Origin of the sequence: Aureibacillus halotolerans, from assembly GCF_004363045.1 — a bacterium.
Taxonomy (GTDB): domain Bacteria; phylum Bacillota; class Bacilli; order Bacillales; family DSM-28697; genus Aureibacillus; species Aureibacillus halotolerans.
The window spans coordinates 44,115-65,513 of the sequence record NZ_SNYJ01000010.1; the positions used below are offsets into that span (position 1 = coordinate 44,115).

General features: G+C 46.7%; 19 protein-coding genes and 1 tRNA gene. 4 read left to right on the forward strand and 16 right to left on the reverse strand.

What is annotated here, in order from left to right; all coding sequences use genetic code 11:
- Nucleotides 1–93: 93 nt before the first annotated feature.
- From EV213_RS21345 to EV213_RS20785, 4 genes are all read right to left on the reverse strand, one after another.
- Nucleotides 94–183 (reverse strand): winged helix-turn-helix transcriptional regulator, encoded by a 90-nt coding sequence (locus EV213_RS21345; protein WP_166639295.1) that lies wholly within the window; start codon nucleotides 181–183, stop codon nucleotides 94–96.
- Nucleotides 161–1,141 carry a DUF4179 domain-containing protein gene (locus tag EV213_RS12490; RefSeq protein ID WP_166639296.1) on the reverse strand — a complete coding sequence of 327 codons (981 nt, stop codon included), beginning with the start codon at nucleotides 1,139–1,141 and terminating at the stop codon, nucleotides 161–163. Before EV213_RS12490 ends, EV213_RS21345 begins: the two co-directional genes overlap by 23 nt.
- 1 nt (nucleotide 1,142) lies before the next feature.
- Nucleotides 1,143–1,682 (reverse strand): sigma-70 family RNA polymerase sigma factor, encoded by a 540-nt coding sequence (locus EV213_RS12495; RefSeq protein ID WP_133580883.1) that lies wholly within the window; start codon nucleotides 1,680–1,682, stop codon nucleotides 1,143–1,145.
- A 257-nt stretch (nucleotides 1,683–1,939) separates the two neighbouring features.
- Nucleotides 1,940–2,083 carry a hypothetical protein gene (locus EV213_RS20785; RefSeq protein WP_208112753.1) on the reverse strand — a complete coding sequence of 48 codons (144 nt, stop codon included), beginning with the start codon at nucleotides 2,081–2,083 and terminating at the stop codon, nucleotides 1,940–1,942.
- Between the two features lie 218 nt (nucleotides 2,084–2,301).
- On the opposite strand from EV213_RS20785, the gene EV213_RS12500 reads away from it, so the two are divergent.
- Complete coding sequence (locus EV213_RS12500; RefSeq protein ID WP_133580884.1) at nucleotides 2,302–2,598, forward strand: TM2 domain-containing protein; 297 nt, start codon at nucleotides 2,302–2,304, stop codon at nucleotides 2,596–2,598.
- Between the two features lie 120 nt (nucleotides 2,599–2,718).
- Nucleotides 2,719–2,841: a TraB/GumN family protein gene (locus tag EV213_RS12505; protein ID WP_166639297.1), complete on the forward strand. Its 123-nt coding sequence runs from the start codon at nucleotides 2,719–2,721 to the stop codon at nucleotides 2,839–2,841.
- 503 nt (nucleotides 2,842–3,344) lie between these two features.
- Here the strand turns inward: EV213_RS12505 and EV213_RS12510 are convergent.
- The 3 genes from EV213_RS12510 to EV213_RS12520 all read right to left on the reverse strand — a co-directional run bounded on the left by EV213_RS12510 (nucleotide 3,345) and on the right by EV213_RS12520 (nucleotide 4,093).
- Nucleotides 3,345–3,417: transfer RNA gene (locus EV213_RS12510), tRNA-Arg, on the reverse strand.
- A gap of 141 nt (nucleotides 3,418–3,558) precedes the next feature.
- Nucleotides 3,559–3,825, reverse strand: coding sequence for a Txe/YoeB family addiction module toxin (locus EV213_RS12515; protein ID WP_133580968.1), 267 nt, complete (start codon nucleotides 3,823–3,825; stop codon nucleotides 3,559–3,561).
- On the reverse strand, nucleotides 3,818–4,093 hold the full coding sequence (locus EV213_RS12520) for a type II toxin-antitoxin system RelB/DinJ family antitoxin (protein WP_133580886.1): 276 nt from the start codon (nucleotides 4,091–4,093) through the stop codon (nucleotides 3,818–3,820). The genes EV213_RS12515 and EV213_RS12520 overlap by 8 nt, the downstream gene beginning before the upstream one ends.
- Before the next feature lie 668 nt (nucleotides 4,094–4,761).
- On the opposite strand from EV213_RS12520, the gene EV213_RS12525 reads away from it, so the two are divergent.
- Nucleotides 4,762–6,828: a bifunctional metallophosphatase/5'-nucleotidase gene (locus EV213_RS12525; RefSeq protein ID WP_166639299.1), complete on the forward strand. Its 2,067-nt coding sequence runs from the start codon at nucleotides 4,762–4,764 to the stop codon at nucleotides 6,826–6,828.
- A gap of 561 nt (nucleotides 6,829–7,389) precedes the next feature.
- On the opposite strand, the gene EV213_RS12530 is transcribed toward EV213_RS12525, so the two are convergent.
- From EV213_RS12530 to EV213_RS12555, 6 genes are all read right to left on the reverse strand, one after another.
- Nucleotides 7,390–8,163 (reverse strand): hypothetical protein, encoded by a 774-nt coding sequence (locus EV213_RS12530; RefSeq protein ID WP_133580888.1) that lies wholly within the window; start codon nucleotides 8,161–8,163, stop codon nucleotides 7,390–7,392.
- Between the two features lie 263 nt (nucleotides 8,164–8,426).
- Complete coding sequence (locus EV213_RS12535) at nucleotides 8,427–9,503, reverse strand: Gfo/Idh/MocA family protein (RefSeq protein WP_133580889.1); 1,077 nt, start codon at nucleotides 9,501–9,503, stop codon at nucleotides 8,427–8,429.
- Between the two features lie 56 nt (nucleotides 9,504–9,559).
- Entirely contained in the window at nucleotides 9,560–10,381 is an 822-nt protein-coding gene (locus EV213_RS12540) for a sugar phosphate isomerase/epimerase family protein (RefSeq protein ID WP_133580890.1), read from the reverse strand.
- A gap of 12 nt (nucleotides 10,382–10,393) precedes the next feature.
- Complete coding sequence (locus tag EV213_RS12545) at nucleotides 10,394–11,560, reverse strand: dihydrodipicolinate synthase family protein (RefSeq protein WP_133580891.1); 1,167 nt, start codon at nucleotides 11,558–11,560, stop codon at nucleotides 10,394–10,396.
- 19 nt (nucleotides 11,561–11,579) lie between these two features.
- Nucleotides 11,580–12,728 (reverse strand): Gfo/Idh/MocA family protein, encoded by a 1,149-nt coding sequence (locus EV213_RS12550; protein WP_133580892.1) that lies wholly within the window; start codon nucleotides 12,726–12,728, stop codon nucleotides 11,580–11,582.
- Nucleotides 12,729–12,829: 101 nt separating this feature from the next.
- A complete protein-coding gene (locus tag EV213_RS12555) occupies nucleotides 12,830–13,642 on the reverse strand; it encodes a helix-turn-helix transcriptional regulator (protein WP_243740087.1) in 813 nt (270 codons plus the stop codon).
- A 179-nt stretch (nucleotides 13,643–13,821) separates the two neighbouring features.
- Between EV213_RS12555 and EV213_RS12560 the strand changes: the two genes are divergently transcribed.
- Complete coding sequence (locus EV213_RS12560) at nucleotides 13,822–15,006, forward strand: Gfo/Idh/MocA family protein (RefSeq protein WP_133580894.1); 1,185 nt, start codon at nucleotides 13,822–13,824, stop codon at nucleotides 15,004–15,006.
- 103 nt (nucleotides 15,007–15,109) lie between these two features.
- On the opposite strand, the gene EV213_RS12565 is transcribed toward EV213_RS12560, so the two are convergent.
- From EV213_RS12565 to EV213_RS12575, 3 genes are all read right to left on the reverse strand, one after another.
- Nucleotides 15,110–17,590, reverse strand: coding sequence for a glycosyl hydrolase (locus EV213_RS12565; protein WP_133580895.1), 2,481 nt, complete (start codon nucleotides 17,588–17,590; stop codon nucleotides 15,110–15,112).
- A 105-nt stretch (nucleotides 17,591–17,695) separates the two neighbouring features.
- Entirely contained in the window at nucleotides 17,696–18,976 is a 1,281-nt protein-coding gene (locus tag EV213_RS12570; protein ID WP_133580896.1) for a Gfo/Idh/MocA family oxidoreductase, read from the reverse strand.
- A 32-nt stretch (nucleotides 18,977–19,008) separates the two neighbouring features.
- Entirely contained in the window at nucleotides 19,009–21,393 is a 2,385-nt protein-coding gene (locus EV213_RS12575) for a glycosyl hydrolase family 95 catalytic domain-containing protein (RefSeq protein ID WP_243740088.1), read from the reverse strand.
- Nucleotides 21,394–21,399: the final 6 nt, after the last annotated feature.

A 21,399-nucleotide genomic window follows, 5' to 3' on the forward strand; every position in this document is an offset into this window, starting at 1 on the left:
AGCGCGATAACAGAAGAAGCAAGTTAACCGCTTACTCAAAATCGCCACACAGATTTAATCCGTGCTGGCGATTTTTTGTCTGTTATTCTGTATCTAAACTTCTCTGTTTCCATCTCCCCATTCACAGATCTCCTCAAAGAGAGAATTGAACGTTTGCCCCTTATCCGTCAGACTGTACTCCACTTTCCACCAAGGTCGTCGATCCGATAACGTCCCTGTTATGATCATAAAAAATAAGTTTCAAGTTCCCCTCGTCCACCGGAACACCGTGGAATCGTGCATTGGATATATCGCCAGTGGTGTTGCTCGTCCGTGCAGTTGATACGCGTTTCTCTGTTCCATCTTCAAGCTGAACAGCTATCCAGAGCGACTCTGTGGCTTCGTCTGACAGATCAAAATACACGTTCGTTGAGATCGGGGTGGCCACCACTTTCTGAATGTTCACCTCGCCGCCGCTTTCCAGAGGGACCGTCTTGTTGATATCGATCACCGTTTTTTCTGCGACAAGATTGTCCTGGGAGACGGTAATGTCAAAGGTCCATGGCTGCTCGACTTCTCCTGGGCCATCACGATTGTAGCTAATGTTTATATTCAACGGATCAGCGATGATGTCTTGGTTAAACCCAAGGACAGCTATGGTGGCAAACATGTCTGCATTGCGCTCGATGGTCTGCATACTTGCGGCATTGGTGTAATCCTTGCCATTGATGGTGACTGACGGGATGCCTGGATTTCGGTAATCAAAACCATCAGCCGGCTCAAATGTTGCACTGAGGAATAATTCCCGGTGGTCCATCAAGACTTCGTGGAGCGTCACCTTACCTGCCTCGTTTTCGGCCGTTTCCCCAATGGCTGTTTTGTAAGCGGAAAAGTTGTGCTCTTCTGTAGAGCTGTAAAACGTTTTAACAAAATCACCAATGATGGGTATATTGGCCAACACGCCAGTAGATGCAAGGGGAAGGGAGATGACGAGAACAGCCGCCGCGACGCCAATGCCTAGCCAGTGCTTACGGTGTTGACCAGAGCCGATCGATGCTGTTGCCCGCTTGAGAATACGTTTGTGCTCCTTTTTTGTCAGAGGCGCCTCCTCTAAATCATGGAGATCCATCTTCACCTCATTCAGATCCTTATAAAACGACATGTTATCCCTCATTCCTTTGCAATATCGTTTTCAGTTTTTTCCTGCCTCGTGAAAGTTTGTTGTGTACCCAGGACGGCTTCGCCTGATAGTCAAAAGCAATTTCGTCAGAGGGAACGCCCTCCACATAATACTTTTGAAAAATTCCACGCTCGACGTCAGATAAAGAATCCAGCATATGTTGGATATCGAATGGAGGCTCTGGCACAAAGGCTGTATGTTGTTCTGTTTTCTTTTGGGAGCTGACAGCCTGAATCCGCCTTTTCTCTTTCTCTGATGTTCGCAAACGATCAATGGCACGGTATTTAGCAATCGCGGCCACCCATTGCCGGAACTCGTTTTTCTCCGCATCGTACGAATCAATATGGAACCAAACGGCTACGAGAACGTCACTGACGCACTCTTCAATATCCTGCGGGTTCCCATGAAGGTACTTTCGCAATATGCCGTGGATTAGGGCGCCATACTGCTGAAGAATAAACGATAGGCTATCTTCATTTTTCCGTTTGATCTGTTCGACAAGATTAACTTCAGACACATGCATGGGCACCACTCCTTTCTGTGCTGTTTCTATGTAGTACGCACGATGATGCCAGTTCCTATCACATTAGTTGTTTTTTTCATAGCTCGCAAAATAGTAATAGCGCTAATTTAATCATTTTACCTATAGAGGATTTTGCAAAATTACAACTCACTAGGAAGAAATCGTTATACTTTTTGAGGAGAAGTTTCTAATGATAATGAGGGAGACGTAGTAGTTGAAGAAGCAAAAATATCAAGTTAGGGGAAGGGCTCCCCTAACTACTTTAAATCTTTGTCTTTTATTTCTTTTAAGAGTTCAACAGCCTGGGCATTGAGCTCTTCTATTCTCCTTACTCTTTTCTCAATCATACTTGAAGAAAAGAAAACCACGAGCAAAATCGCGATCAGCGCAAATAACACCATTTTTTTCTCCTTTCATGTTCACCATATGAATAAATTCTATCATTTATTGTAGAACGAATAGCAGCAAAACCTGTCGTAATTTGTCGCACGAAAACACTGACGTTTTCTCCCTCTTACCCGACATTACCTGTAGAAGCTTTTAGAGCTTTCTTATAGATAAAGCTTTCGTCAAAGGTTGGCGGAAAGCACTGTTATAGGTTGGGGAAGGGGCAGGAAAAATGAGCAATGTGGCATTAAAAAAAGGACTGTCCGCAGAAGAACAGTCCATCGTGCAAAGTGAATTTGAACGAAAACAGAAAAATGTCATTGTTTTATTCATCCTATGGTTTTTTCTATTCTCATTTGCGGGCCATCGGTTTTATGTGGGGTCCATAGGCAGAGCCGTGGCAATGCTGCTGTTAGGCTGGGCGACATTATTCATCTGGAATCTTATCGATATTTATTTCGCCTACCAAAAGCTCCAAAGAGACAATGAAGAGCTAGAGAAGCAGAGTATCTACCAAGTAAGATCATAACGCTTGTTGCACCATTTGCCGTACACGATGACGTGTACGGTTTCTTGTTGAGCGAAGCAGAGTATATCCCTACTCCATATGAAACGATCTCATTTCGGCGGTATGGGGCATGGGCTTGGTATGACCGACAAAATTGAGGTCTATCTGGAGGATGAACACAGAAATACGAATTTTATCATTGTCGGTTTGGGTCACATACTCGGTTCGGAAGGGGTTGCGACGTTGCTACAAGAGCGCGGTTAAAAAACTCCAAATATTCAGTAATTAATGTCTATCTTTTTCTTCGGTTTTCTTATCGACAACCTTCGCAATAAAGATTAACAGCAAAATAAACAGGGCAAAAAAGGTTGACTTTTGGAACGTGAATTCCAATAAATAATAAGAAAAACCAAACATAATCAAAAATGCGGCTAATAATCTTATTAGTTTTATCACTATCTTAAATCCCTTCGCTGTTATGGTTTTGATAATCTATTTAACATTTCCACCAGACTACTGGACCCAACAGGCGGTTTCTTTCGTTTTCTCGTCTTTTCTAGCCTTTCAGGGGGATTTTCGGGTATGGATGTATCGCCCTCTTTAGCTTGACGTTTTAAATTTGGAGAGAGCTTATTTGGGGATTAAAAAATGAACATTATTCTTTACAAATCCGTTCGTGCCATTTTCGTGCCGGAATTTGATTTTGAGTAAAAAAAAGAGCTCAAGGATTTCGCTGAAACCCTTGTCGCTCTAAGTCATCATCTTCACGGCCCCGAGAGGAATTGAACCTCCGACCTGCAGTTTAGGAAACTGTTGCTCTATCCCCTGAGCTACGGGGCCAAATAGGATTTACACAGGGTTTCATTATACAAGTTTTATGGTCTACTGCCAAGACTTAACCATAAAGTCCTTTCATCACCTCAAAAAGTTGCCTAAAGCCGTACCGTTCAGCAGCCTATCCCGCAACAAATTGAACATTTATTATTTGTCACCGTAATGAGTTCTGAAGGCTATAAATTCGACCATGCCCTCCCGAAGCCTATAAACCAACCGATGTTCTTCATCAATTCTTCTGCTCCAAAATCCTGATAAGTCCCCCCTTAATGGTTCAGGCTTTCCAATACCTTTATACCCGTTGCGTTCGATGTCTTTAATGAGTTGATTAATTCGCTTTAGTGTTTTTCTGTTTTCGGTTTGCCAATACACATAGTCCTCCCACGCATGTTTTGTGAATATGAAATCACGCATCATCTAGGCCTAACTCGCTTGACGTTTTTGTCACGGTATCGTGTTTTTTCAGTTGTTCAATCGATTCTTTTAACCGCTTCAGATTTTCAGGTTGATAAAATGGATCCGTATGTGTACTCACCTCAAAAGGAATCCCTCCTTGCCGAAGAGCCTGACGGATAAAGATATTTACGGCAGTTGACATGTTTAATCCCAATTCCGAGAAAAGGGCCTCTGCTTCTTTTTTAAGGTCTTCATCCATGCGAATGTTAACATTTTTTTGAGCCACTTTAACTCCTCCTTCAATTACAGCATCTAATACATGTATTATATTATACGCACAATGTATATACAACGTGATAAATCCATTCTATATTTGAAGGTTTTTTCATTTATGGGGGGAGAAGGGATGAATTAATGAATTCCTGGTCCCGCGCCAACTAAACCCTTTTAGAAATAAGAATAAAAACGCCGCTATATTTCGTAGTGGCGTCTATTCTGCAACTTATCAGCTTACGTATACGATCCACCACCCTTTACCAAGGATCAAAAAAGAAGAAAGAGATAAGTGAATTCTAAAAAACTGTGAAGTTACCCAAAGACCCGTACGCCCTTTCCTCTTAAGCAACCTTCATTACTATCAACGCCATGGGTAGATTCGAACCTCCGACCTGCAGTTTCCTAAACTGTTGCTCTATCCTCTTGGCAATGGGGACATGCTGGAAGCTGTAGCTCCACATGGATGTTCGTTAATCGGTTCGTGACACCATTTTCTTTTACTGCGGTCACCAGAATTGCAATTTCTATTTCATGGTACTCGATCTCGTCCTCTTATTTTCACTTCATGTGACTGAAACGTAGCTTTCACCATAACTTCACATCCCGTTAATATTCCACGAATAGACGGTTGCGATAATGAAGGTGAACAAACATGAAAACATCAAGGAGAGTGTTCACATGAAAAAACTGGCGATTGGCAGTACCCTCGGTATGTTGCTTGCGGTCGGCTTTGTTACTGGGGAGCAGGCGACAGCAAACACGAAGTTTCAGGATGTACAACGATCACCTATGCAGGAGACGATTCTGGCGCTCAATGAAAAAGGCATCGTTAGCGATGCGCAGAATTTTTACCCAGACCGCTCATTAACAAAAGCGGAAGCAGCGACATTGCTCGTCCGCGCATTTAAGCTACCGGAGATTGAACCGACGCCATCGGACGACCCGAATGTCGTCAAAAAACATACATATGAAGACCCGTTGGCTGTCATTGATGAATCGTTTACGGTTCCATCCGCTGATGATATTACAGATCATTGGGGATACCATTACATCGAAGGTGCTCTTGAAGTACGCGTCCAACAAGTGGAAGGTGAGCAGTATCTTCCGGATTCACCAGTATCCAAAGCGCGGTGGGTTGAGATGGTGATAGACACTGTCTATGGTGTGGACCAATCTGTTAATGCGGTCGAGAAAGCGGTTGAGATCGGCATTGCCACAGCAGAAGAAGCTACAGACACAGCGCCAGTGTCGCGGGAAGATGCGGCCGTTATTCTGGCCAAACTGATAGAGAACCCGGATTTCAAAGTGATCACTGTGTTCGCCACCTCTGATATCCATGGCCATCTTGAACCTTACGCCCCAACCGAGGAAGCCAGCGAAATTGGCGGGTTGGCACGCATGAGCACGGTCATTAACGATATGCGGGACGTTCAGCCGAATACGCTGCTTGTCGACGCCGGTGACGCCCCCTACAATACAAATATCGCCAATTTGTTTGAAGGGCGATCCACCATTGACGTGATGAATGCCTTAGACTATGACGCGATGGTCCTAGGAAACCATGATTTTGATTACCCTATGAATGTGATGCAGGCAAATGCCGAACGAGCTGATTTTCCTTTTCTGTCGGCCAATACGTTGTATCACGGAGAGCGACCTGATCATCTTGACCCGTATTATCTGACGGAAGTGGATGGTGTGGACATTGCCGTCATTGGCGTGACCGATGATGAAAGCCACTTTTATACCCATCCGAAAAACGTTGAAGGCGTCAGCTTCGTGGATGAATTTGAATCCGCCCAGGCGACGGTCGATGCGGTGAAAGACGAAAGTGATGTCGTTATCGCGCTGTCCCATTTGCACGGAGATAATAAGGTGCTTCCCACAGTCGTGGACGGCATTGATGTTGAAATCGGCGGTGGTGAAGACCTCGTGGCTTTTCCGCAAATCATTCAAGATACGTGGCTAATTTCCCCAGGCAAGCATTCAGAGGTTCTTAACCAGATCAACTTGAATATGATGGGCGACGATATGCTTGGACTCAACTTCGCTCATATTTTTATGACGAGCAATCTTGAGGAAGATCCTGCGGTCGCATCCATCATTGCAGACTACCGGTCACAGCTTGATGGAAAAATGCAAGAAGTTGTCGGATCAACATCTGTGTTGCTTGATGGCGAGCGTCAAACAGTACGTTTAAAAGAATCCAACCTCGGCAATACGATTGCTGATAGCCTTCGCCACATGACTGGCGCGGACATCGCCTTGCAAAACGGTGGCGGCATCCGCACGAGCATTACTCCGGGAGAAATCACGCTTCAAGAAATTTATGCGGTACTGCCATTTGATAATGCGGTGGTGACCGCAGAAGCGAGCGGGCAGACCATCTGGGATACCCTCGAACACAGCGTGTCGTCCTATCCCGCTGCGGCCGGAGGGTTCATGCAAGTATCCGGCATGAGTTACACCTTTGATGCGGCCAATGAACTGGGCTCACGAATGACGGAAGTGAATGTGGGCGGCCAACCTATCGATCTTGAGAAGACCTATACTGTTGCGACAAACGACTTCCTCACTGGCGGCGGAGACAAGTTTACGATGCTGAAGGAAGACGCGACAGTGATTTCGCAAACGAAGAGCTTTCTGCGCGATGCCTTTTATGATTATTTAAAACAGCATGAAACGATCAACCCGGAGCTAGAAGGACGTATTACCGTGTTGAATCCAGTAGAGAGCGGACAGTAAAGGAACAATTTCTCTCCTGAAATGAACAAACAGAACAGCCAAACATTAAAAGGGACTGCCCGCTTGCCATGATTTATGGCGGCGGGGCAGTCCCTTGTTTGCATCTGTCAAGAAAATAAGTTGAGCCTTAGTAAAGTGGAATTTCATTATTATCAAAGTTGTGTTGGCATCAATTCTTAAAACCACACTGCGCCAAGCCCTAAGATTAAAAATCTCTACATGCCCACTCCTCTAACAGGTAAATGCTATTAGGTATTAGGTTTTACAACATCATAAAAAAATTTTTAGAACATACTCATCTCATAAGAAAAACCGTAGAATCCCGGTTTTCTTATGGAAATCATTATACAACAGTGACTATTTTTTGTTTTTTAATTCGAGTAGGATTAAGTAAAGCAGAGTAATAATTGTACAAATTATAAGACTAACTGTTATACAAAGTAGGATACTACCTGAGAATGTTAATGTGTCTACAAGGTGTGGCACTACAATAAAGTTCAATATGGTTATTATTGTGCAAATAATTATTATCGGTGTTAAAATCTTTAATGCACTCCTCGCCTACCAAGATAAAGTTTCTGCTCCTTCTCTAAAATTTGAATCAGAGCTTGGAAAGCTAACACTAAACGGTCCTACATTAATACTATATGATGCTGTACCTATCGCACCGTGTGTATCATCACCATATCTCAATATTATTTGTCTATCTACATTAGAACCATTAGGTTCAGCTGTAAAGTGAGCGTGACCCTCATAATGATCATGGTTCAATTCACCATCACCAGATGGGATTTTAAAGGCATGACCTGCGAAGTTTGATGTAGATGGTCTATCATAATAGTATCTATCGGTATAACCTGGGCTGGCATCCACCATATGAATATTTAACCCGACATCTCCGGCTACAGTCGTCCAGTTATTACTATTTAGAGCAAATCCAAATGAATCATTCTGTAATCTAGCTCTTTCTTTCCAGATAAAGCTAGGATAGATAGAGTATGTTCCATCACTATTACTAAATCCTGTAACTCTTAAATCTAATGAAGATCTAGGTATATTCGCTATTGAACTGTCGCCTTCAGTTGCTGGTAAAGATACTTCTTTTTCTGTAAACCCATCAAATTCAGCATCGGGTTCGACAGAATTGAAGATTTCTAGTTTTCCTAAATATGTTAAGTTTGAAATTACATCTTCAGGTACTCCCAAACCTATTAGAAATTCATCCATTTCATTTTCATCGATTGAGTAGTTACCATCAGATGCTGAAACGCTTACAAAACCTGTTAGAATAAATAGACATAACGTGAACGAAGTTACTGTTAACATTTTTTTCATCTTCTTTTCACTCCTCATATTTTTTTATTCCAAAGCAAGCTAGTTCTAATCAGCTAAAAATCCAATACACCTCCTTAAACGATTTCTATATTAGACTAACACATGATTTTAGCAAATGTTGTTGAATTTTGTTGAATAAACAAAAAAGTAAATCTTTCACTCTTTTTATCAGTTAACAACGGTCCCTTTCACAGAATTTAAATATAAGAACACTATAAACTAAAAATGCCACCCTAGGAGCTCAGGTCTACCAAGCCCAACACCTAAAGCCCTTCAACCACCACAGCCTGACTCTGCGCCTTCAAGCTAAGCTCGGTCGCCTTAAACGCATGCTCTTGGGTCATAGCATTTTCGGTTCGATTTAAGCAATCAAGAATCAGTTCACCGAAAAAGGGACGCCCGACTTTTCCGAAGCAATCGTAATACGTTTCGCCTTCGTGATTAGCCAGATAAAGATGGCTTCCGTGCGTCGCGCGGCCGATGTCGATGTTTTTGCGCAGCTCCATCGATCCTTCGGTACCTAGCAAAAAGATACGGCTGTCTCCCCAGCTGGACAAGCCGTCTGGCGTAAACCAATCGATGCGATAATAATTAGTGGCGCCGTTATTTCCGAGCAACGATGCCTCACCAAAGTCTTCAAGCTCTGGGTATTGTGGGTGATTGTAATTGGCGACGCGGCTTGTCGTTACGGTCGCGTCAGTAGCTCCTGTATAATGAAGAAATTGATCCGCCTGATGACTGCCGATGTCGCAAAGAATGCCGCCGTACTTCTCTTTCTGAAAAAACCAATCATCACGGGCGGAAGGAGACAGGCGGTGCGGACCAAAGCCGATTACTTGAAGCACGCGACCAATGGCGCCTTCTTCAATGAGCTGACCGGCATAAATGGCACTTTCATTCGTCGTCCGCTCGCTATAATGAACGATGTATTTTTGTCCGGTTTCCTTCACCTTGGCTCGCGCGATCTCCAACTGCTCAAGCGTTGTGAACGGGGTTTTGGCCGTAAAATAATCTTTGCCGGCCTCCATCACTTCCACCCCTAAAGCACAACGCTCCGATGGAATGGCGGCTCCAGCGACAAGCTTTATGTCCTCGTCGCTCAAAATCTGTTCAAGCGTTTCAGCAACACGTACATTAGGAAACTTCTCGCAAAAAGCGGCAACCTTTTGCTCGTCTTCGTCGTACACATATTTTAATTCAGCCCCTGCAGCAATAAGCCCATTGCACATCCCTTGGATATGCCCATGCGCCAAGCCAACCGCAGCAAACACGAACTCTCCCTGTTCAACGACTCGCTTCGCTTGTTTTTTCGGCAAAACCTTTCCTTCCTTGATGCCCATCTGCCTATCCCTCCATTTCATTGCAAAAAGCTAGGTGGCAAGGCCACCCAGCTCCTTTACACGTGCTCGATATAACGGTCTTTCATCGTCGCAAGAACTTCGTCGCCTTGGGTATCCCAGATCGCCTGGTTAATGATTTCGACCTCAATCGGTCCGTAATAGCCAGCCTCTTCTACGGCCGTACGAAGCTTGCGTAGTTCTATGACACCATCGCCCATCATGCCACGCCCTTTGAACATATCTGGCATCGGCACGACCCAGTCTGATACGTGGAAGCCAACGATGCGTCCGCGTGCACGCTGGATGTCTTGATAGACATTCGGGTCCCACCAGACGTGAAAGACGTCGACCACTACACCGACTTGGTTCGGCGTGTAGTTCTCCGCCATCCGATTGGCTTGCCCAAGCGTGTTTACAACCGAGCGATCAGCTGCATACATCGGATGCAATGGCTCAATGCCAAGCGTCACGCCATGGGACTCTGCGAAAGGAACGAGCTGCTCAATGCCGTCATTCACCATCCCACGCGCCGCAGCAATGTCTTTGTCAGGCGATGGACCACACACAAGCACAAGCACGTTCGTACCGAGCTCTGCCGCTTCCTCAATCGCACGCTTGTTGTCATCAATGCGTTCCTGACGTTCGGCCGCAGTAGCCGCGGGAAACATTCCCCCTCGGCACACACTGGATACATGCAACCCACTGTCTTGGATGATTTTTTTGCTTTCGCTCAAGCCGATCTCCGCAATTTTATGACGCCACACTGAAATCCATGGAACACCAGCGCGAACACAGCCTTCAGCTGCCTCACGCAGGCTCCAGCGATCGGTCGTAATTTGATTTAAACTTAATCGATCAATAGATGGGCTCTGTGTCATCCGTTTTTCCTCCTATCGAATACCAGCCTGCGCCAGTGTCGTTTTCATACGTTCAACGGCAAGATCAGGGTCCGCAAGCAGACTGGCTTCATCTGCCATCACAAACAGGTCCGACAAATGCTGAATGGAACGGGCACTCTCTGACCCACCAATCATTCGGAAATGCGACTGATGGCCATTCAAGTAAGCCAAGAAAACGACCCCTGTTTTATAAGAAAACGTCGGCTTTTGGAAAATATGTCGTGACAACGGAACCGTCTTTTCAAGCAAGGCATCGTATTGCTTCATATCACCTGCGTCGAGCGCATGCATCGCGGCTGCGGCTGCTGGTGCAATGGCGTCAAAAATGCCAAGAAGCGCGTGGCTATAGCCTTGCTCATCGCCTTTGATCAGGCTTGGGTAGTTAAAGTCGTCCCCCGTATACATTTTGACGGAGGCAGGCAAACGGCGACGCATCTCGATTTCCTTCTGGTCATCAAGCAGCGAGATTTTAATGCCATCGACCTTCGCTTCATTATCTTCAATAATACGCAGGCAAGCGTCCATTGCTCGTTCGACACCTTCACTGCCCCAATAGCCTTTTAGCGCTGGATCAAACATGTCACCGAGCCAATGCAGTATGACCGGCTCTGAGACATTGCTTAGTACAGTTCGGTACACACGCTCGTAATCCTCAGGCCCCTTTGCACATACCGCTAAGGCGCGGCTCGCCATCAAGATGATGCGGCCGCCTTCTCCCTCGACAAAGTTGGCTTGCTCAAGATAGGCTTTTTCAACGTCATCAAGCGTTACACTTGGTCCTGGCTGCAATTGATCGGTTCCTACACCACTGGCGACCTGACCGCCAACCGTTCGTGCTTCCGTAATTGACCGGCGAATGAGCTCCTTGGCCGTTTGCCAGTTCAAGCCCATGCCTCGTTGGGCCGTGTCCATCGCTTCTGCCACGGAAAGCCCAAGCGACCAAAGGTAATGGCGGTAAGCCATTGTTGTTTCCCAATCAATTTGGCCATCTGACAACGGGTCATTGCTTGCCAATGGATCACAAACGACATGAGCCGCCGAATACGCGATGCGCGATTTAAACGGTTTGCCTTTAGGGACCTCAATGGATTGACGGTTTTTTGGCGTATAGTCGTATAACTGACGGTCTTTACTAACGAGCTTTACACTTTGTGTCATTCTCGATCCGCTCCTCTCGTTACGCCTTAATCTCAGGAACTTCGATCCAACGGCGTTCTTCCCAAGACTGGAGGCCAAGCTCAGACAACTGTGTGCCCTTAGCGCCTTCAAAGAGATCCCAAGGGAATGGCGCGTCCTCTGCGATATGTTTCAAGAACAGCTCCCACTGCACTTTAAAGCCATTGTCAAAGTCCTGGTTGCCTGGAACCTCATCCCACTGGTCTAGGAAGCGATGTGGGTTTTCAATATCTGGATTCCAAGTTGCTTTTGGTGTGTTTACGCGGTGTTGCGTTTTGCAATCACGAAGACCTGCCACTGCACTGCCCTCTGTGCCATCCACTTGAATCGTGAGAAGATCGTCACGATTGACACGAACGGTCCAAGAAGAGTTCGCCTGCACAACTGCGCCGTTATCAAGCTCAAACGTCGCATACGCTGCGTCATCTGCCGTCGCTTTGTAAGGATTGCCTTGCTCATCAATACGCTCGTCGATATGAGTCACACCGAGACAGGAAACGGAACGAACCTCACCAAATATATTGTCAATCACGTAACGCCAGTGAGCGAACATGTCGACGATGATGCCGCCGCCGTCTTCTTTGCGATAGTTCCAAGACGGGCGTTGACCTGGCTGCCAATCGCCTTCAAACACCCAGTAACCGAACTCCATCCGAACGCTTAGCAACTTTCCGAAGAAGCCAGCATCGACAAGGCGCTTCAATTTTAGCAAGCCTGGAAGGAACAATTTGTCTTGCACAACCCCATTTTTTAGACCGGCTTCTTTCACAAGGTTGGCCAGCTCAAGTGATTCCTCAAAGCTTGTCGCTGTTGGTTTTTCACAATAAATCGCTTTTTTCGCTTCAATCGCCTGGCGAATGCTGGCCGCACGACGAACCGTCGTTTGCGCATCGAAGTAAATTTCGTTGTAGTCATCAGCCAAAGCCGCTTCAAGATTTGTGCTCCAGCGTTCGATTCCATGAGCTTCCGCAAGCGCTTTCAGTTTTGTTTCATTTCTCCCAACAAGAATTGGGTCTGGCAGCAAGCGCTCTCCACTCGATAAAAGAACCCCGCCCTCTTCGCGAATTGCTTTAATGGAGCGAATCAAATGCTGGTTTGTCCCCATACGTCCTGTTACACCATTCATGATAATGCCAATGCGTTTTGTCATTTGTCTTTCCCCTCTCCGTGTTGTATTGCCTTTATCCTAACAACAAAACACGGAAAGGTCTTACTATTCTCAGAAAAGAATTCTCAATTTCGGAAATGAAATCAGATGGAATGCATACGACGGTATTTGTTTGGCGACATGTTCGCTGAAGCTTTAAACAGACGATAAAACGTCGATAACGATTCAAAGCCCACTTCAAAACAAATCGAAGCAATGTCCTTCTCTGTCGTGCGAAGCATTGTTTCAGCTAGGCGAAGTCGGACGTCAGTTAAATATTGCACAGGCGTCACATCATAGTGGTCTTTGAAAATCGTATTCATATGACGCGTGCTCATGCCGAGCTTTGCTGCCAAGTCATTGGAGCCGCTCACGTCAAAGTAGTTGGTATGGATGTATTGGCGCAATCGTTCAGCGCGGACCGTGTTGGCGTCCGCATCCGTCGTTTTTTCTTGCGCCCGTGCCAGCTTGAGCAACAGCTCGGACAAATGAATCGTAAGAGCTGTCGTGTTTAGTTCCGCTTGCGTCGACTGCTCATACAACATTTTTCGCAAAATTTGACGAACGTCGTTGCCATCAATGATGCTCAGCTCCCGCAAACGCGTTTCGGAAAAATACGTTTTAAGCAACGTCTCGCGCAGCACTTCATCAAGCACAGAGGCATCAAACGCCAACACAAGCAGTGTAAACTTTTCATTGGAGTAGATGGCGTGTTTGGCATACGGAGGAATCACAGCCACATAGTCTTGTTTGCACGCATGTGGCGTGCCATTGAGCGCAAACGTGCCTTCCCCCTCGACCGCATACAAAATTTGATAGATTTCATGATAATGCTCATGAATACGCTCACCTTGATTATGCTTGCTTTCATAGAGACGAATGCCGTGCTGACGCAATTCGATTGATTGATATGGCAATGGGACTGCCTCCCTAAGTAAATACATAATGGTCATGCTGCGCTTGAAGAGATCAAAATTTTGCAATACAATGAACTATGCATCTAGTGTATCATGACTTAAACGAGCGTCGATTCGTATAAATAAAAAACATAGACATGTCAGGTAGAACTGCCTGACCAAAAAGGAGAGACAACCAGATGGATGAAAAGGTATCGATTGTGCTTGTTGGCAGCAGTGGCTACGGGGCGTTTTATGCCACCCAACTCATCAAACACTTCGAAAGCGCATACATAAAAGCCGTCGTTGATGTGGCACCGGAAAAATCGGCTTATTATCAGCATTTTATCGACACGAACACGCCGATCTATTCATCTCTTGAGGCTTTTTACAAAGAATCAGAGGCGGATGCAGCGATTATTTCTAGCCCGATTCAGTTCCACCGCCAGCAATCCATATACGCCTTGGAGCATGGCAGTCATGTGCTCTGTGAGAAGCCAGCCACGGGGAACCCAGAGGATCTCGCCGCTATGGCCGAAGCCCGTGATCGCACAGGCAAACACTTGCTGATTGGGTTTAACTGGTCATTTTCGCCAGATGTGCAAAAGCTTAAAAACGACATTCAGAATGGGCTGTTTGGAAAACCAAAGCGAGGAAAAGCGCTCGTGCTTTGGCCACGGAACCTCGACTATTATGGTCGTTCTTCGTGGGCAGGCAAAGCGTATGGTCCAAACGGAGAAATGATTTTCGACAGTGTCGCCAACAATGCCACTTCGCATTTTTTGCACCATTTGTTTTACCTGCTCGGAGCAGAAACAAACACTAGCGCGGTATTGAACGACGTGACCGCAGAGCTGTATCGTGCCAATCCGATTGAGACGTTTGATACATGTGCGGTGCGCATCCAGACGAAAGATGACATTGAGCTGTTGTATATCGCTTCGCATGCGGTGAAAAACCAACACAATCCTTATTTTGAAATTGAGTTCGAAAACGCCACGCTCACTCGTGAAGCAGATGAGGAAGGCAAACACTTTATTCAAGTGCACTGGAACGATGGTCAAACGACCCAATACGTGGACCCTGAAAACGACCACTCCCCAAAAATTGCATTGCTGATTGATTTGGTCAATGGAAAACGCAGCGACGAGATTTGCGGCATTGAAGCTGCCTCAAGTCACGTCAACTGCATTCGTGCCATGCATGAATCCGTACCCGTCATTCCCAATTTCCCAGAAGATGTGACGGCATTTGACGAGGAAAAGAAATTAAATTGGGTGCCCGGTTTAGAGGAGACACTGAAAGAGTGCTATACCAAAGGAGTACTACCACATGAATTAGGTGTGAGTTGGGCAAAGGTCGGGGTGTGTAAAACTCTCGGGTAACACGATATACCCTTAAATGTTCGTTTACGGCTTAGTGATCCAGAAAAAATTTCACACGAAAAGACCTTCTCCCCCTAAAAGGAAAAAGGTCTTTTCATTTTATTTACAGCTTGATCGCCTCAAGATTTGTTTCAGGTTCTCCACCCACAACCAATCGCACAGGACCAAGCAAACCCGAAGGCAGCATCGCGTCATCCATTTGATTGGCCATCGTGTTGGTGACGTGGATCGCCAACGTATTTGATCCTTCCCGAAGCAGAGCACCATCAATGCCAAAGCGGTAGGGTGCCCACATTTTCACACCCACCTCATAGCCGTTGATAAACACTTGGGCAATGTCGTGCACTTGCCCGAGATCAAGCTCCAGCTGCGGCACGTCGTCTACGCTGTCTAGCGAAAAATCGCATTCATACGCCACCGTGCCTGAGAAGCGTTCCATGCCTTCCCATGTTGTCCATGAGGTTAGCGCTATTTCGCCTTTATCAAACATTGGCGTAGCCACAGACCAGCCTGCGTTTAAATGTTGAACAACAGGCTCAGCGATGCTCACGGTTTGTTCATGTCTCCTTATGCTTTCATTGTCAGGGTCCACCACAATGATCAACGATTCACGAACAGGCAAATTGAGCGACACTGCTCCGTTCTTTACGCCCACCTCAATCATCGTTCCTGTCCAAGAATTCCACTGTTCAACCTTTCCGTTGTCAGGCAATGCCACAGCGCCTTCGTATGCCTCGTCTCCCTCATTCGTCAAAAGGTACAGAAAGGCGCCTTCCTTTTTCACTCGACTGACCCGAATGCCAGGGGAAGCGGGCGTCAACGTTACGGTGGCAACATCCCATTGACTTAGCTGGACAAGCAGCTCGTCCTCGTTGGCATAGCGAACAGCTCCCGGAACATTTGGCCCCCGTTCAGACACAATAATATGGCCGCCTTGGTCGGCAAACGCTCTAATTTTTTCAACAACTGTGTCTGAAAGGTCTTGCACCGTTTCAATCAGCAAGGTCGTATACCGCTGCTCTTCAATAAGCAAACGTCCCCCTGTGACCGTCACCTTGTCTTCCAGCAACGATGTTTCAAGGTAGTTGAAATCAATCTGATGCTCAAATAGCGTTCGCGGTGACACCCATGGCAGCTCGTCTTCATCACAGAGCACAGCCACCTTTGCTGTGTTTGGACTATCTGTCAACAGCCAGCTCAGGCGCTTCATGTAAGTCGCGTACGTGCGATAATACGGCCACCAGCTATTGTTTGGTCCGACATCAGGCGGTCGCTCATGACTGCGCCGCTTGCCATCAACGGAATAATAAAACGCATGAGGGCAAAACAAATTCACTCCACGAACAGCAAGCCAATCGATATACCATTTCATGTCTCCAGGCGATAACGCCCAGTCCGTTTCCTTGCCACAAACACCTAAAAATTCATTCAAATTTTTGCGCAAACCACGGTGCCGTGCCGCATCAGCAGAGCATTTTCCAGCTGTGGAGTGAACACCTTCAAGGCCTTTTTCCTCTTCTGGCCCCACCCATCGCCAAACGACATCCTGCCCAGGAATATGAAAATCATCAAGAAGACCAATGTCACTGCTGCCTGCTGGATGACCCGTTAAGGCAATGCCATGGGCCATACACCATTCGCTAATGGGGCGATAATAGGTCTCTCGTAAACGGCGGTTCAATGTCTTTTTATAGTCATGACGTATGCTCGTAGTACGGTCCCCCACTTCAAACCAAAGAGCCGACAACCACGACTCCTCATTGCCATGCCGCACATACTCGCCTAAAAAATCATTCGTCCACGGCTTCAGCCCTTTTTTGTGTCCACGCCCGAGCATATCAGGCTCATCCGTAAACATAGCAATCACCGTGTTGCCGAAGAACGCCTCCAACGTCTTGTAATATACATCATGTGTCAGCTTAATAAACTGTTGAACAGCGTCAGGATTCAATAGATCGGCCGCCGCTGGTGCATTGGGCTCCCCGTCGTCCTGACCGAAATGAATGCCACGAATTGAGCCGTGCGTAAATGTCTCTACAAACAAAAGGATCGACCATTCCCCAGCAGCTGGGGCTGTAAAAGTCACGTGCCCGTCCTTCGCTTCAAGACACTCCACAGTCGCAAGGTCTACAGAGGCCGCTGTAAGCTTCTGTACCGCTTGAACAGAAACCAATGTCTCCCCTTTAGAAAGCTCAATCGCAATATTGTTTTCTCCAGCTGATAATGAATGCTCGCGCAGCTCAAGACCACGACTTGCAAATGCTGGGTTTGAAGCAACGACCTGGCCATTGGCAGAACCTGACGGGTACATTGCCTCGTCATACAAAATCACAGACATGCCAAGCCGACTTGCTTCATTCACAGCTACCTTCAGTAGCTCCATAAAAGAGAGCGACATGTAGGTGAGTTGTTCAGGGATTCCTATGCGGGGATGAAGCACAACCCCCATGACTCCTTTGTCAGCAAAATCTTGGAGCTGCTCAGAGATCCCCTCTTCCGTAATGTCATCATTCCAGAACCAAAAAGGCACAGGGGTAAATTCATCAGCAGGGGTGAGAAAAGCCTGACGTAATGTGTCCGTCACTTGGTTTCACTTCCTTCCACTACGTAGCTGTGTCATTTTTAGGCAAGACGATAAAAAACTGCGCCTTGCCTCACTTTGAAGCTGTCATTCCTCTATCTCTATCGACTAAAACCTCACCAAATCATCAACACGCACTGCTTGCCCTGTTTGCAAGGAACGGTTGCCTGCAATGCCTGTTAAAATCGATCGTGCCCCATCCACATGAGACGCTGCGCGATTAAATCGATCCTCTACTGGCGTTCCAAAAAGATCTTGAAGCAACAACGGGTCGCCACCACCATGGCCACCTTTGCCTTCTTCCACCTCTACTTCATAAGCCTTACCGAACATTGGCAGAACCTTAATGGAACGCTCCTTCAAGCGACCCTCGTCCTCTTTGTTGCCACCCGAATTAATGTAAGACTGCTCGCGCACGTTGACTTCAATGCGGCCCTTGCTGCCGTTAAAGGACACAATATAACCTTCCCAAGGCAAGTAAGCGTTAAGGGAATAATTCAAAATCGCTTTGTTTTTGTACGTCACCATTACGCCAAGCGTGTCCTCAATGTTGATGCCATCACCAAAAACGCTCTGATCGCGTTGGTACCCATCTTCTTTCTCCGCATCCAAATACATCGCTTTTAAGTGTGGGTTGTCTGCCATCTGAATGGCAAAAGGGTCATCCTTAGCCGCTTCACTGCCATGCGAGCGCTGATAAAAATCGGTGACACCACGTGCCTCCGCATTTTCCTTGCCGTAATAACGCAGGCCGCCTTGGGCATACACCATTTCAGGTGAGGTACCGAGCCAAAAATTGACGAGATCAAAATGATGGGTTGATTTGTGTACAAGCAAACCACCACTGTTTCGTTTGTCACGGTGCCAGCGCCGGAAATAATCAGCTCCATGCTGCGTATTGAGTGCCCACTCAAAATTCACGGAAAACACATCACCAATGGCGCCGTCTAGGATGAGCTCACGAATTTTTGTGTTGTGCGGGGCATACCGATAGTTGAATGTGACCTTTACTTCGCGACCCGTTTCATTAATAGCGTCAATGATTTCCTGGCATTTCTCAGCGTCTACTGTCATTGGTTTTTCTGTAACAACATCACAGCCAAGATGAAGAGCTTTTACAATATATGTATGATGCGTTCGATCCATCGTTGTGACGACAATGACGTCTGGCTTCTCCTTCGCAATCATCTCTTCAAACTCATGTGCTTTGTACGTATTGACCACGGCATGGTCGTACTTTTCCTCTAACAACGTGTTCGAATAATCCATTCTCGTCTGGTTTGAATCACAAAAGGCAACGAGTTTGCATGTGTCTTTAAAGTCACGGGCAATCGCCCCATAATAAAACTCTGCTCGACCACCTGTACCAATCAATGCATATGTTTTCATCGTTTTTTTCGACTCCTTCTCTGTTGTGTAGGTTATTTTGCTTGAATGCGAAGGCTTTCTCCTACCTTCAATTGCAGCGAATACGTTCCCGCTTCGTCTAGGATGGTCAGTGCTGTGGAGCTTCCCTCCAACTGAACATCTGAGACCCATTCAGGAAGCTGAAGTGTGACGTGCGTTTCTCTATCGGCGACAATGTCAGCCGCAAACGTTTTTCTCAAACGATTCCAAGAAAAGGATACCCTTCCTTCACTGTACCGAAAGTCCTTCACCTCACCCTGTGCCCATTTCTCAGGCAAAGCTGGGAGAATGTGAACGAGCGTTTGAGATACGTAAAGCAACATTTCCTGCACGGCATTCACAAACCCGGCATTCGCATCCATTTGCACAGGCGCTGTGGAAATATCCATCGACACGCCCATTCGACGCCAATCGTTATGAAGTGTAAATAAATTTCCTAGCACACAGGAGCGCAGCAGCAAATCCAGTGATTGCAAGGCTTTCTCTCCATCAAATAACCTCGCATACACACTGGCCATATGCACAAGCGACCAACCGGTTTGTGCGCCTAGCTCTCGTTTTTCGACAGCTGTTTGAATGGCGTCAAATAAGTCCGGTGTCTCCTTTTTCGTGCATTCTTTCCCGGGAAATAACGGGTACAAGTGGGAAAGATGTCGATGTGCGTAACGATCCTCAAAATCATTATGCAGCCATTCCTTCAAAGGGCCGTCCTTGTTTGTTGTGTAGGCAGGCAATCTGGCCAGCATCTGCCGCCATCTTGTCGAGTCGTCACCTTCCTCTCCTGTCCGCTCGTAGGCCTCGATCAAATGCGACAACAGTTCTTTAATGATTGCCACATCCATCGTGGCATTCACTGTCGTTGGCATTGGATGTGCGAGTGATTCCCCTCCTGTCGGCATATAATTGCTCGGTGTGTTCTCTGGCGAAACCGAGGGCATCACGATAAGCTCTCCATCCTTCTCTAGCAAGAAATCTTCATAAAACAAAGCCGCCTCACGCATAAATGGAAGCGCTCTCTCTTTCAGGAAGACCTCATCGCCAGTGAACAAAGCATACTCATAAAAATGCTGAGCCAACCACCCTGCAGCCCCCGTCCAATTCATAATGACAGGAACGATTTGATTAGGCACTCCAATCCCAGGGGTTGTTCCTGCTGGAGTATATATTCCACGGCATCCATACAGTTTCCTTGCATTCCCACGAAAATCTTCCAATAAATCTTCATATCTACCAAACATGGACGGCAGCAATTCGACAAGCCCGCCGACTGTTGTGTGCCAATACATCATTTGAATATTCTCATTCGCCATTGAATGACACCACATCAAGCGGTAATCGCCACCCCACAACCCGTACATGCCAAACGGCTGACCTGCCGTATACGTCCCAGAGATAAACAAATAACGACCAAACGACCACATTTTTTCAATAAGCTCTAGGGGGGCCTCGCCTTGATATGCCTTTAGCAACAACTCTTCTGTAGAGTGGGAGGTCTCCTCAGCTCTATCTTCACCTAAACGAAGGGACGCTGAATGGTAAAGCCTTTGATGGAGAGGGAGATGCTCATCCAACAAATCGTCATAGGACCTCTCTTCGCGTCTTAGCTCTCCCACCAGCCTTGACCAAGCGACTTCTTTCGCCTCGCCAACAAACACCTTCACAAGAACAAGCACTTCTGACGCACTTTCCACTCGTAATATAGTGTCGTCAGTTCTCAGCTTACCTCCTGTTGGAATCACGCGAACAACAGCCCCATAATCACTGCCATCCTCGTGAGGTACTGCATATAGGATCGTATCCTCGTCTACTTTCTTACATACAGACGCTTTCATTTTTTCACAAAGCGCTGCCATTTGCGGCATATCGGTGTCATGAAATGCGAATGAGATCGAGGCAGAAAGAGTGTCGGCACTGGACGCAATTCGGTACACGATCGTATCGTGCGCTCGCGAAACAAAGAGGGAACGCGAGTAGCGAACGTCCCCTTCATTCCAAGCGACCTCTACCTCACCAGTGTCCATATGCACCTGGCGATGATACGTTGAAAAGGGCGTTCCGCTTGGCATCGTTACCTTTAGGTCGCCTAGCGGAAGCACGGAGGCAAGTTTGGTTGCATACCCTTCCGCTTTTAATGCGTTGGTCAAATGCCAGCTTGCTTGTTTATACGCTTTCGACGTCATGAGTGCTCTCGTTTCCTCCAACGTATGCGCCACATCGGGAAGCTCATCCTTCACGCCTAGGTGCCAGAGATCCTCATGATTCATAAGAATGGTTTCATCCTGCACGCTGCCGTACACCGATGCCCCTATTTTCCCATTTCCAGAAGGCGCCCCTTCACGCCAAAGGTTTCTCCACCACGAAGCCGGGTAGTTCATGGTTATCGTATGTCGCCCACTCATCCGCAT

Excerpts from the sequence above, each read along its gene's own strand:
- EV213_RS12490 (WP_166639296.1), bottom strand. The coding sequence starts at position 1,141 with ATGTCGTTTTATAAGGATCTGAATGAGGTGAAGATGGATCTCCATGAT.
- EV213_RS12495 (WP_133580883.1), bottom strand. The coding sequence starts at position 1,682 with ATGCATGTGTCTGAAGTTAATCTTGTCGAACAGATCAAACGGAAAAAT.
- EV213_RS20785 (WP_208112753.1), bottom strand. The coding sequence starts at position 2,083 with ATGGTGTTATTTGCGCTGATCGCGATTTTGCTCGTGGTTTTCTTTTCT.
- EV213_RS12500 (WP_133580884.1), top strand. The coding sequence starts at position 2,302 with ATGAGCAATGTGGCATTAAAAAAAGGACTGTCCGCAGAAGAACAGTCC.
- EV213_RS12505 (WP_166639297.1), top strand. The coding sequence starts at position 2,719 with ATGACCGACAAAATTGAGGTCTATCTGGAGGATGAACACAGAAATACG.
- EV213_RS12515 (WP_133580968.1), bottom strand. The coding sequence starts at position 3,825 with ATGCGTGATTTCATATTCACAAAACATGCGTGGGAGGACTATGTGTAT.
- EV213_RS12525 (WP_166639299.1), top strand. The coding sequence starts at position 4,762 with ATGAAAAAACTGGCGATTGGCAGTACCCTCGGTATGTTGCTTGCGGTC.
- EV213_RS12530 (WP_133580888.1), bottom strand. The coding sequence starts at position 8,163 with ATGAAAAAAATGTTAACAGTAACTTCGTTCACGTTATGTCTATTTATT.
- EV213_RS12535 (WP_133580889.1), bottom strand. The coding sequence starts at position 9,503 with ATGGGCATCAAGGAAGGAAAGGTTTTGCCGAAAAAACAAGCGAAGCGA.
- EV213_RS12540 (WP_133580890.1), bottom strand. The coding sequence starts at position 10,381 with ATGACACAGAGCCCATCTATTGATCGATTAAGTTTAAATCAAATTACG.
- EV213_RS12545 (WP_133580891.1), bottom strand. The coding sequence starts at position 11,560 with ATGACACAAAGTGTAAAGCTCGTTAGTAAAGACCGTCAGTTATACGAC.
- EV213_RS12550 (WP_133580892.1), bottom strand. The coding sequence starts at position 12,728 with ATGACAAAACGCATTGGCATTATCATGAATGGTGTAACAGGACGTATG.
- EV213_RS12560 (WP_133580894.1), top strand. The coding sequence starts at position 13,822 with ATGGATGAAAAGGTATCGATTGTGCTTGTTGGCAGCAGTGGCTACGGG.
- EV213_RS12570 (WP_133580896.1), bottom strand. The coding sequence starts at position 18,976 with ATGAAAACATATGCATTGATTGGTACAGGTGGTCGAGCAGAGTTTTAT.
- EV213_RS12575 (WP_243740088.1), bottom strand. The coding sequence starts at position 21,393 with ATGAGTGGGCGACATACGATAACCATGAACTACCCGGCTTCGTGGTGG.